This is a genomic window from Frankia sp. CeCAU1 (genome assembly GCF_977971845.1).
In genome coordinates, this window is record NZ_CDWWXA010000014.1 from 14,398 (window position 1) to 25,207 (window position 10,810).

The window sequence follows — 10,810 nt, forward strand, 5'->3', positions numbered from 1 at the left end:
GGCCTCGCGGCCCGGCGGACGGCGCAGCAGCAGCGAGATCGCGCGGTAGGCCTCGGCCTGCTTGGTCAGGTCGTCAAAGACGATCAGCGCGTGCTGGCCGTTGTACATCCAGTGCTGGGCGATCGCCGAGCCGGTGTAGGGCGCGATGTACTTGAAGCCCGCCGGCTCGTCAGCCGGCGCCGCCACGATCGTGGTGTAGGCCAGCGCGCCGGCCTCCTCCAGAGAGTTCACCACCTCGCGGATTGTCGACTTCTTCTGGCCGATCGCCACGTAGACGCACTTGACCTGCTTCGACGGATCACCAGAGGTCCAGTTGTCCCGCTGGTTGATGATCGCGTCGATGGCCACCGTCGTCTTGCCGGTCTGCCGGTCGCCGATGATCAGCTGGCGCTGACCACGGCCGATGGCCGTCATCGCGTCGATCGCCTTGATACCGGTCTGCAGGGGTTCCTTCACCGGCTGGCGCTGGACGACCGTCGGCGCCTGCAGTTCCAGCTCCCGGGATCCCTCGGCCACGATCTCCCCGAGGCCGTCGATCGGCCGCCCGAGCGGGTCGACGACCCGGCCGAGGAAGCCGTCACCGACGGGAGCGGAGAGGATCTGGCCGGTGCGGCGGACCTCCTGCCCCTCCTCGATGTTCTCGGATTCACCCAGGATGACGGTTCCGATCTCGCCGACCTCGAGGTTCAGCGCGAGACCCAGCACACCGCCGTGGAACTCCAGCAGCTCGTTGGTCATCGTGTGCGGGAGACCCTCGACCCGGGCGATGCCGTCACCGGTGACGACGACCCGGCCGACCTCCTCACGGCCGGCTGAGGTGGCCTGGAAGGAGTCGACGTACTCCCGGAGGGCGTCGCGGATCTCCTCCGGCCGAATGGACAGCTCAGTCATCGCTTTGTCCTTCATGGCTGGCATGGATCTGGTCGGGACTGGTCACGGCGCTCCTACCGAAGCAGGCCGCGCCGGGCGGTGGTGAGCCGGCGGAGAACGCTGCCGTCCACCACCTCGTCGCCGACCCGCACGACGACACCGCCGAGAACAGTTGGGTCAAGATCGGTCTGCAGCTGGATCTGCCGGCCGAAGTAGCCGCTGATCGCGTCGCGCAGGCGCTCAACCTGGCCGGCGTCCAACGGGATCGCGGTACGCACGACGGCCACCACCCGACCGCGCCGGGCAGCCGCGATGCGGCTGTAGTGCTCCAGCCGACCCGCGACGTCGCCCTGCGCCCGGTCGCCCACCGCCTGCTGAACCAGCTGGACAGTGACCGGGTGCACCCGCCCAACCAACAGCCGGTTCACCAACACGGCCTTCGCCGAGGCCGGCGCCGCCGGGTCGGTCAGCGCCAGCGCGAGCTGTGGGTTCTGGTCCAGGATACGGCCGAAGCGGAAAAGCTCGTCCTCCACCTCGTCGAGCGCACTGGTGACGTCAGCCTGAGCGAGTAGCGCCTCGACACTGAGCTCCTCCAGGGCCTGACGCAGGTCCCCCGGCCGCGACCAGCGGCTCTGCACCACGCTGTCGACCACTTTCAGGGTGAGCTCGCTGACCTGGCCGGCCAGCAGCCGGCGGGCGAGCCCGACCCGCGACGGCCCCGGGGCCCCCGGGTCGGTCAGTGCCCGGCGCACCGTCGCTTCCCGCCCGATCAGGGCGGCGACCGCACGCAGTTCCTCGGCGATCCGGTCGGCGTCGGGAACCCGCGCGGCCCGTCGCGGGCCGCCCACCGGGATGGCCGTCACCTGGTCGAGAACGGCACGGGCCACTGCCAACGAGCGTCGGCTGGCGCCCTCCACCGTCAGCCTCCCAGCCCGGACGCGGTGCTGGCCGGCCGCGGCCCGGCCTCCAGACCCGCGATGAAGTCGTCGACGAGCTGACGCTGCCGGGCGTCGTTCTGCAGCTCATGCCCGACTATCTTGGTAGCGAGCTCGACCGCGAGCGTGCCGACCTCGCGCCGGACCTGGGCGACGACCTGCGACCGCTCGGCCGCCAGCGACGCCTCGGCCCGATCGCGCAACTCCGCGACCTCCCGCTGGGCGTCGGTCCGTAGTTCGTCGATGATTACCCGCGCCTGGGCGTGCGCATCCTCCCGGATACGGGCCGCCTCGGCACGCGCCTCGGCGAGCTGGGCACGGTACTGCTCGAACAACGCCTGCGCCTCACGCTGGGCCTGCTCGGCCCGACGCAGTCCACCCTCTACGCGTTCGGTCCGATCGGCGTAGGTCTTGCGGATCTGCGGATAGATCTTCCAGAAGAAGAATCCAACCAGGACACCGAAGGCCAGCAGCCCGACGATCAGTTCAGACAACGGCGGCACGAGGACGTTTTCCTCGTGCGTGCCCACTTCCTCGGCGGCGAGGATGACAGAGGAGTACACCTGATATCCCTGTGCCGGATCAGGTGAACACGAAGGGGACGACGAAGCCGATCAGAGCCAAGGCCTCGACCAGCGCGAACCCGATAAGCATGTACCGGAAAGCAACCTGCTCCGCCTCGGGCTGGCGGGCGATCGCCTGGATGCCGAGTCCGAAGATGATGCCGACGCCGATACCGGGACCGAGAGTGGCGATGCCGTAGGCGACCGTCCCGATGTTGCCGCTGATAGCGTCTTCAGCGGCCAGCAACGTGGACGCGGTAAGAGACATCGTGAAATCCGTCCTTCTAAAGTCGGTGCACCGGGACCGTCTCCGCGGTGCGGGTACGTCGAGAGGAAGATGTCAGGCCCGTGCCACCGCCGGTTGCGCCGGCGTGGCAAACGAAGTCGTCTCCGAGCTCGGTTCGTGCCCGTGGACCGGTGGATGGTCCGTGGCGTGGTCACCGCCACCGTGCGACGAGATAGCACCGCCGATGTAGGCGGCCGTCAGGATGGTGAAGATGTACGCCTGCAAAAGGTCGATCACCAGTTCGAAGCCGGTCAGGACGACGAACATCAGCCCGGAGAAGATGCCGAAGATGAACTGCGGCTTCGGTAGCAGGTAGTCGGCCCCGAGCGCGAACACCAGCAGCAGCATGTGGCCGGCGAACATGTTGGCGAAGAGCCGGATGGCGAGAGTGGCCGGCCGCACGACGAGGGTCGAGAAGAACTCGATCGGCGCCAAGATCAGTTTGACACCGAAAGGCGCGTCCGGTGCTGGTACAAGCATGTCCTTGAAATACGCTCCGGCCCCGTGCTCGCGGATTCCGACCACATTGAAAATGGCCCAGCTGATCAGAGCCAAAATCATCGGCAGAGCAATACGCGAGGTCGTCGGGAACTGGGCCACGGGGATGATGGCCATGACGTTCGAGACCAGGATGAAGCAGAAGAGGATCATCAGGTACGGCGAGAAGACCCGGCCGCGCTCCCCGATGACGTCTCGGGAGATCTGCTGGTCGACGAAGTCGTAGATGGACTCGCAGAAATTCTGGAGCCCCCGCGGGACCAGCGCGGCCCGACGGAATCCAAGCCAGAGGAAAAGGCCCACAAAGATCGCGACGAACAGGGTGAGCGCCGACCACTTGTTGAAGTAGAGGTCACCGATCTCAAACCAGTTCTTCGGCCTGAAAACCTCGGAAGTCGGCCCGTGGAAGCCGTCGTCGGCCGCCGCGAACACCGAACCGCTCGGCACTTCCGACACCTCCATGATCATTCAACAACGTCAAAGTTCGCAATCACCTACGACCAGGTCGGCCTCACCCTATACGGTGAGGCCCCTCCGGGTAGAGGAGCGAAAGCCAGGCGTCCACCGCCTGCATCCCGATCCCTACCCTCCACCCACGAGGCCCCGTCAGGGCCCGTCCCATGCGGAAGCGAAAGGGGACAACCAGCGGCGAGCGGCACCCAGGGCGCCTGCCCGACACCGCCGATGCTATCCGCCTGGACGCCGCGAGGCATCAATTACACACGAGAGATCTTCGACAAACTGTCGAACATCACCGTCCGTAAATTTTATGGCAATTTTGTTACTTAGAGTGACTTGACGTCCGTCTACGCACCGTCATCAACGGGCACCGAAGCGATAAATGACCAGGTAGAGTGCTCCCGCAATTCCGACAATCAGCCCAATAGGGAAAAAAAGGACTTGAAACCCCAGTAGCCGATCAAGGCCAAAACCGGCCAGTCCCCAGAAGCCGGCTCCCGCCACAAGCGTGCCCACGATGCCCCAGGCCTCGCCGGCGGGCGGCGCAAGTGCGCGGCCCAGGTTGTTGCGACCCGGGCCCTCGGGCACCCACGAGCCGCCACCGCCGGTCCCGGTCGAGCTCTCCCCCGACCGGTCGTCGGCGCTCTGGTCGGGCGTGGAACCCACCTCGTCACCGCCCCTCGAGCGGCGCCGGCCCGGCCGCCGGCCCCTGCGGCACGTCCGGGTCGGCCTCGGCGCTCGGCACCGTGGCCGGAATCCCCGGTTCGTAGAACGGCACCCGCAGCCGGGCCGCCGACCACACTTCGGCGCCGACCCAGCACAGCGTGCCCGCCACGATTGACCAGGCGAACGACGGCAGATTCACGGCGGTGGTGCCCTCCAGGGCCACCAGGACGACACCCAAGGTCACGACCTTCACCGCGTAGACGCTCAGCGCGACCGGCAGCAGCGCCGTCGTGCCGATCCGCCGGCCGATCGCCACCAGTGCCACCTTGCCCGCCGCGAAGAAGGTGCTAACCAGGCCAACTCCCAGGGCCGCGCCGAGGAAACCCGCCCCGCCCCGCGCCGCCCCGGCGATCACGAGCGTCGGCACGGCCAGCGCGAGCATGGTCCACAGCCCGGCGCGCAACGTCGGCGCCGCGGCGCCGGTCACGCCCGCCGCGCCGATCGCTGGGTCCTGATCAGCAGCGCGATCAGGGCCGCGAGGCCCACTCCGACGGTGGCGACCAGGATCGGCAACGGGGAGTTGGAGAACGACGCGGCGACACCTCCGAACCCGACCAGAGCCGCCCAGAAATACATGAAGAGAACCGCCCTCACGTGCGAATTACCGATTTCCAGCATGCGGTGGTGGAGATGCATCTTGTCCGCCGCGAACGGCGAGCGCCCCGCCCTCGTCCGCCGGACGACCGCGAGCCCGAGATCGAGAAACGGAACGGCGAGCACGGCCAGGGGTATCGCCAACGGGATCAGCGACGGGTACGACCGTGAGGGTCCAGCGTAACCCCCGTAGGCCACCTGACCGGTCACGGAGATCATCGATGCGGCCGACAGCAGGCCGATGAGCATCGAGCCCGAGTCCCCCATGAACAGCCGGGCCGGATTGAAATTGTGCGGCAGGAAGCCGATGCAGACCCCGGCGGTCACGGCGGCCAGGAGCGCCGCCGGGGAGGCCCGGTAGAAGCCGTTGATCACTGCGATCTGATAGGCGAAGTAGAAGGTCGCGCCGGCGGCGATCGCCGCGACGCCCGCCGCGAGGCCGTCCAGGCCGTCGATGAAGTTCATCGCGTTGATAAGCACGACCGTGGCGAGGATGGACAGCGGGACCGCGGTCTCCGGTCCCAGGCTCAGCGTCGTCTCGCTGTCCCGATTGATCGCAAACGTCCATTGGACGCCGAGGAGCACCATGATGCCGGCCGTGGCGACCTGCCCGGCCAGTTTGGTCAGGGAGTCCAGTTCCCATCGGTCGTCGGCGACGCCGAGCAGGCAGATCAAGGTGCCGGCGACGAGCACCGCCCGGATCTCCGACCAGTCCTGGGAGACCACCGAGAGGAACGGCAGGCGGTCCGCCACCCCGAACCCGGCGTAGAGCCCGGCAAGCATGGCCAGGCCCCCCAGCCGGGGCGTCGGGGTGGAGTGGACGTCGCGGGCACGTACCCCGGCGACGGCACCGATGCGCATGGCGAAGACGCGTGCCACCGGCGTGGCGAGAAAGGTCACCGCCGCCGAGACCACGAAGACGAGCAGGTACTCGCGCACCGTCGGGCATCTCCCGCCTGCCGGACCCGGATCCGGCTACTGCCGCCTACTGCCGCCTGCTGCCGCGGCCGTGCGGAACCGCCTGATCCCCCACCGCGGATCGACCCCTACCGCGGATAGGCCGGATGCCGGGCGACGAGCGCGGACACCGCCGCCGCGACGTCGGCGGCGGTGTCCGGCTCACGCACCGCGTGGGCGATCAGCCCCGCGATCTCCTTCATCTCCCCCTCGCCCATCCCCTGGGTGGTGACCGCCGGGGTTCCCACCCGGATGCCGGAGGAGATCGCGGGCGGCTGCGGGTCATAGGGAATGGCGTTCTTGTTCAGGGTGATGCCGGCCGCGTCGCAACGCGCCTCGGCTTCCTTGCCGCTGACCCCGAGTTCCCGCAGGTCGAGCAGGGCGAGATGGGTGTCGGTGCCACCGGCGACGGGCCGGATGCCCTCGGCGGCAAGCTCGTCGGCGAGCCGCTGCGCGTTAGCCACCACCTGGCGAGCGTACTGCGCGTAAGCAGGCGAGGCCGCCTCCCGCAACGCGACGGCCTTCGCCGCGACCGCGTGCATCAGCGGGCCACCCTGACTGAACGGGAACACGGCCTTGTCGATGCGGGAAGCCAGCTCCTCACGCGCGAGGATCATGCCCCCTCGCGGGCCGCGCAACACCTTGTGGGTGGTGAAGCTGACAACGTCGGCGTAGGGAACGGGGCTCGGGATCGCGCCCCCGGCGACCAGACCGATGAAGTGCGCCGCGTCCACCATCAGCCACGAACCGACCTCGTCGGCGATCGAGCGGAACGCGGCGAAGTCGATCAGACGTGGGTAGGCCGTCGCCCCACAGATGATCATCTTGGGCCGGTGCTGGCGGGCGAGCTCCCGCACCTGGTCGTAGTCGATCAGCTCGGTGTCCTCCCGCACGCCGTAGGCCACCACGTTGAACCACTTACCGGAGAAGCTCACCTTGCTGCCATGGGTGAGGTGACCGCCATGCGGCAACGACATCGCCAGGACCGTGTCACCGGGCGTGAGCAGCGCCGCGTACACGGCGAAGTTCGCCGACGAGCCCGAATGCGGTTGCAGGTTGGCGTGCTCCGCGCCGAAGAGCTGCTTCGCCCGGGCGATGCCGATCTCCTCGGCCCGGTCGACCACCTGGCAACCGCCGTAGTAACGCCGACCCGGATACCCTTCGGCATACTTGTTCGACAACGTCGAGCCCAGCGCCGCCAGCACCGCCGGGGACGTGAAGTTCTCGCTCGCGATGAGTTGCAGGCCGCCGCGCAGCCGGTCCAGCTCATCGAGGACCACCTCCGCGATCTGCGGATCCGTCGCGCTCAGCTGGTCGAAGTCCGGGCCCCAGAACGGGGTGCTCATGACGTTTCTAACCTCCTGCGTTAGAACGGCGACCGCGCTGGAACGGCGACCGCGCCACAACCGGCAACCGCGCCACAACCGGCAGCCGATGACCGGTGCCGCCGCGCGGGCGACCCGGTCACCCCATGCTCCTCTGGCCCGGGAACACCATCCACCCGGATCTACCCGAAGCCACCCGCTGTGACCATCGCCCCGCGACCCGGTTCAGGATCGTACGGGACTCTCCCGCCGGGACGATCAGCGGCGTCATGCCCGGACCGTATCCCGGCCCGGACCGTCCGGACCGGCTCCGGCACGCGGAGCCGCCTGCGAGCTACGGGCTCATCGGTTCACGGGCTCCCGGATCAGCGGCAGCACCGCACGCAGCGCGGTGAGGCCAATCGCACCGCTGCGCAGTACAACGGGCACCTCCCCGGTGCAGTCGACGATGGTCGAGGGGACGGCGGCCGGGCACGGTCCCCCGTCGAGATAGACATCCGCGGCACCGCCGAGCTGGTGCAGCGCCTCGTCGATCGTCGTCGCCGGAGGCTGGCCACTGATGTTCGCGCTGGAGACGGCCATCGGCCCGGTCCGACCCAGCAGCTCGATCGCCACCGGGTGCAGCGGCATGCGCACCGCCACCGTGCCCCGGCTCTCCCCGAGATCCCAGCGCAGCGACGGGGTGTGCCGGGCCACCAGCGTCAGCCCGCCCGGCCAGAATGCGGTGATCAACTCCCGGACCTGGGGGGTCATCCGCTCGATCAGCCCGTCGAGGGTGCGCCAGGAGCCGACCAGGACCGGAACCGGCATGTTCCGGCCACGCCCCTTTGCCGCCAGCAGCGAGGCCACCGCGTCCCGATCGAAGGCGTCGGCGCCCAGCCCGTAGAGCGTGTCGGTAGGGAGCACAACCAGCCCGCCCCGGGCGACGGTGCCGACCGCCGCGTCGAGACCGCGGGCCCGCTCCCGTTCGTCAGAGCAGTCGAAACGTTCCATTGCCCGTCCTCTTCTCAAGGATCAGGGTTCGTCCTCAGGATCGGGGCTCACGGGACGCCCCGCGCCGGCCGGCGACGAACCGGTCCCGGCCGGCCAGGTCCCGATAATCCGCCACGTGCGACCAGCGACCGTCGGCGCGAAGCAGCTCGGGCGCCGACACCCCGTGGCCGTCGTCATGTTCGATGACGAGTAGACCGCCTGGCCGCAGGAGCCGCGCAGCCACCCCGACAACCGTACGCACCACGTCGAGCCCGTCGGGCCCCCCCCACAGGGCGCGGGCCGGATCATGCTCGCCCACCTCGGGCTCCACCGTGTGGCGGTCGGCGTCGGGGAGGTACGGCGGATTGCTGATGATCAGGTCGACCGTCCCGGCGAGTCGGGTGAGCGACTCGGGCAGCGCCGCGGCGATGTCGGCTGCGTGCGCCGTCACGGGAAGACCGGTGCCGGCGATGTTGCGTCGCAGCCAGACCACCGCCGCCGGGTCGACCTCCACGGCGTGCACCGTCGCGCCGGGCAGCTCCGCCGCCAGGGACAGCGCGATCGCCCCCGAGCCCGCACACAGATCGACGCACAACGGTCCCGGCCGCCGGGCCTCGGCGGACCCGGTGAGCTCTGTAAGCGCCCATTCGACGACAGACTCCGTCTCGGGCCTCGGGATGAAGACCCCGGGGCCGACGGTGAGATCGAGGTGGCGGAAGCCGGCGACACCGGTCAGGTGCTGCAGCGGCACCCGCTGCGCGCGCCTGGCCACGAGCTCGTCCAGCCGCCGCGCTGCCGCCGCCGTGACGTCGTCGAGCAGTGCCAGCCTGCCGCGGGGCACCGCGAGCACGAAGGCAGCGAGCTGCTCGGCGTCGGCGCGGGGGCTCGCCACCCCGGCCGCACGCAACCGGTCGGTCGCCGCCGCCAACCACGCGGCCAGCGGTGTCAGGTCGGCCGCGTGGCGCACCGGGCTCAGGGGATCCGTGGAGCCCGAATGCGGGGACGCACCCCGGCCCGGCTGCTCCTGCTCCGTACCCCGTGAGCGCCCCTGCACGGCCGGCGGGCCGGTCATGACGCCTGAGCCGCCAGCCGCGCGTCGAGGTCCGCGGCGGCCAGCGCGTCGAGGACCTCGTCGAGCTCCCCGTCGAGCACCTGGTCGAGGTTGTGTGCCTTGTAGCCGACCCGATGGTCGCTGATCCGGTTCTCGGCGAAGTTGTAGGTCCGGACCCGCTCCGACCGGTCCACCGTGCGGACCTGGCTGGCACGCGCCAGCGACGCCTCCGACTCGGCTTTCTCCCGGGCCGCCCCGAGCAGACGGGCCCGCAGGATCCGCAGCGCGGACTCCTTGTTCTGTAGCTGGCTCTTCTCGTTCTGGCAGGAGACCACCACACCGGTCGGGATATGGGTGATCCGGACCGCGGAGTCCGTGGTGTTGACACTCTGCCCACCGGGGCCGGACGAGCGGAACACGTCGATGCGCAGGTCGTTCGGGTCGATCTCGACATCAACCTCCTCGGCCTCCGGAAGCACCAGGACCCCGGCCGCCGAGGTGTGGATACGTCCGGCGGACTCGGTGACGGGCACCCGCTGGACGCGGTGCACCCCGCCCTCGAAGCGCAGCCGGCCATAGACACCGTCCCCGGGGCCCGCGGGTCCCCGGGCCTTCACCGCCACGCTGACATCACGGTAACCGCCGAGGTCGGAGGGGTTGGCGTCGAGGATCTCGGTCTTCCAGCCGCGCCGTTCGGCATAGCGCAGATACATCCGGAGCAGGTCTCCGGCGAACAGCGCCGATTCTTCGCCACCGGCGCCGGCCTTGACCTCGAGGATAGCGTCCCGGGCGTCGTCGGGGTCGATCGGGACGAGGTAGGCCCGCAGTCGGTCGTTGAGCCGGGCCAGCTCCTCGCCGAGATCCTGGACCTCGTCCCGGAACGACGGGTCCAGCAGCGCGAGCTCGCGGGCGGCAGCGAGGTCTCCCTCCACCCGGTCGAGCTCGCGCGCAAGATCCACGACCGGGGCGAGCTGCGCGTAGCGACGGCTCAGGGCGCGCGCCTTCGCGGGGTCGTTGTGCACCGCCGGGTCGGCGAGCTGCCCCTCGATCTCGGCGTGCTCGGCGATCAGGCCGTCGAGCGGGGACGTCATCGTGGTTCCTTCGCACGTCATGGTCCTGGAACGCGTCACGGTTCCGGGAGGGGGTCGGTGAGACGGGTATCGTCCGTCCCAGACGCGAACGGCGCCCGTCCGGAGTCCGGACGGGCGCCGCGGCCGAGCTACTTCGCGCCGCCGACCTTCTCGCCGGGGCGCCGCCGGCCGAACCGGCGCTCGAACTTCTCGACCCGGCCGCCGACATCGAGGATCTTCTGCTTGCCGGTGTAGAACGGGTGGCACTGCGAGCAGACCTCGGCGTTGACGACGCCGTTCTCCTTGGTGCTGCGGGTGGTGAAGGTGTTCCCGCAGGTACAGGTGACCGTCGTCTCGTGGTAGGTCGGGTGGACGTCAGGCTTCATGATCCCTCTTTCAAAGTGGCCGCCGGGTCGTCGTCTCGCGTGGACGACGTGAACCGGAGCCGGTCTGCTGCCAGTCTGCCAGAGGCCGGATGCACCGACCGCCAGCCGATGCAAGGGT

13 protein-coding genes are annotated in these 10,810 nt (G+C 69.5%); all 13 read right to left on the bottom strand.

All coding sequences use genetic code 11. The features are described 5' to 3' along the window. A partial coding sequence (locus AC08OO_RS04705; RefSeq protein ID WP_476618262.1) for a F0F1 ATP synthase subunit alpha occupies nucleotides 1-891 on the bottom strand: 891 nt, incomplete at its 3' end. Nucleotides 892-944: 53 nt separating this feature from the next. After that, on the bottom strand, nucleotides 945-1,787 hold the full coding sequence (locus AC08OO_RS04710; RefSeq protein WP_476609275.1) for a F0F1 ATP synthase subunit delta: 843 nt from the start codon (nucleotides 1,785-1,787) through the stop codon (nucleotides 945-947). 2 nt (nucleotides 1,788-1,789) lie between these two features. Next, a complete protein-coding gene (locus tag AC08OO_RS04715; protein ID WP_462186549.1) occupies nucleotides 1,790-2,368 on the bottom strand; it encodes a F0F1 ATP synthase subunit B in 579 nt (192 codons plus the stop codon). A gap of 19 nt (nucleotides 2,369-2,387) precedes the next feature. Further along, nucleotides 2,388-2,636 carry an ATP synthase subunit c family protein gene (locus AC08OO_RS04720; RefSeq protein ID WP_462186548.1) on the bottom strand — a complete coding sequence of 83 codons (249 nt, stop codon included), beginning with the start codon at nucleotides 2,634-2,636 and terminating at the stop codon, nucleotides 2,388-2,390. A 72-nt stretch (nucleotides 2,637-2,708) separates the two neighbouring features. Then, the gene (atpB, locus tag AC08OO_RS04725) at nucleotides 2,709-3,599 is read right to left on the bottom strand and encodes a F0F1 ATP synthase subunit A (RefSeq protein WP_462186553.1); all 891 of its coding nucleotides are present in this window, start codon (nucleotides 3,597-3,599) and stop codon (nucleotides 2,709-2,711) included. A gap of 372 nt (nucleotides 3,600-3,971) precedes the next feature. Then, the gene (locus tag AC08OO_RS04730; protein ID WP_476609276.1) at nucleotides 3,972-4,277 is read right to left on the bottom strand and encodes an AtpZ/AtpI family protein; all 306 of its coding nucleotides are present in this window, start codon (nucleotides 4,275-4,277) and stop codon (nucleotides 3,972-3,974) included. Nucleotides 4,278-4,281: 4 nt separating this feature from the next. Beyond that, entirely contained in the window at nucleotides 4,282-4,764 is a 483-nt protein-coding gene (locus tag AC08OO_RS04735; RefSeq protein WP_476609277.1) for a hypothetical protein, read from the bottom strand. Then, complete coding sequence (locus AC08OO_RS04740) at nucleotides 4,761-5,870, bottom strand: MraY family glycosyltransferase (protein ID WP_011438092.1); 1,110 nt, start codon at nucleotides 5,868-5,870, stop codon at nucleotides 4,761-4,763. Before AC08OO_RS04740 ends, AC08OO_RS04735 begins: the two co-directional genes overlap by 4 nt. A 107-nt stretch (nucleotides 5,871-5,977) precedes the next feature. After that, on the bottom strand, nucleotides 5,978-7,234 hold the full coding sequence (locus AC08OO_RS04745) for a serine hydroxymethyltransferase (RefSeq protein ID WP_476606296.1): 1,257 nt from the start codon (nucleotides 7,232-7,234) through the stop codon (nucleotides 5,978-5,980). Between the two features lie 321 nt (nucleotides 7,235-7,555). Beyond that, nucleotides 7,556-8,206 (bottom strand): L-threonylcarbamoyladenylate synthase, encoded by a 651-nt coding sequence (locus AC08OO_RS04750; protein ID WP_476609278.1) that lies wholly within the window; start codon nucleotides 8,204-8,206, stop codon nucleotides 7,556-7,558. Between the two features lie 34 nt (nucleotides 8,207-8,240). After that, the gene (gene prmC, locus AC08OO_RS04755) at nucleotides 8,241-9,257 is read right to left on the bottom strand and encodes a peptide chain release factor N(5)-glutamine methyltransferase (RefSeq protein ID WP_476609279.1); all 1,017 of its coding nucleotides are present in this window, start codon (nucleotides 9,255-9,257) and stop codon (nucleotides 8,241-8,243) included. Continuing rightward, a complete protein-coding gene (gene prfA, locus AC08OO_RS04760; RefSeq protein ID WP_011438096.1) occupies nucleotides 9,254-10,327 on the bottom strand; it encodes a peptide chain release factor 1 in 1,074 nt (357 codons plus the stop codon). The genes prmC and prfA overlap by 4 nt, the downstream gene beginning before the upstream one ends. Nucleotides 10,328-10,455: 128 nt before the next feature. Further along, a complete protein-coding gene (gene rpmE, locus AC08OO_RS04765) occupies nucleotides 10,456-10,692 on the bottom strand; it encodes a 50S ribosomal protein L31 (RefSeq protein ID WP_011438097.1) in 237 nt (78 codons plus the stop codon). Between the last annotated feature and the right edge of the window lie 118 nt (nucleotides 10,693-10,810).

Excerpts from the sequence above, each read along its gene's own strand:
- prfA (WP_011438096.1), bottom strand. The coding sequence starts at position 10,327 with ATGACGTCCCCGCTCGACGGCCTGATCGCCGAGCACGCCGAGATCGAG.
- AC08OO_RS04745 (WP_476606296.1), bottom strand. The coding sequence starts at position 7,234 with ATGAGCACCCCGTTCTGGGGCCCGGACTTCGACCAGCTGAGCGCGACG.
- AC08OO_RS04720 (WP_462186548.1), bottom strand. The coding sequence starts at position 2,636 with ATGTCTCTTACCGCGTCCACGTTGCTGGCCGCTGAAGACGCTATCAGC.
- AC08OO_RS04750 (WP_476609278.1), bottom strand. The coding sequence starts at position 8,206 with ATGGAACGTTTCGACTGCTCTGACGAACGGGAGCGGGCCCGCGGTCTC.
- prmC (WP_476609279.1), bottom strand. The coding sequence starts at position 9,257 with ATGACCGGCCCGCCGGCCGTGCAGGGGCGCTCACGGGGTACGGAGCAG.
- rpmE (WP_011438097.1), bottom strand. The coding sequence starts at position 10,692 with ATGAAGCCTGACGTCCACCCGACCTACCACGAGACGACGGTCACCTGT.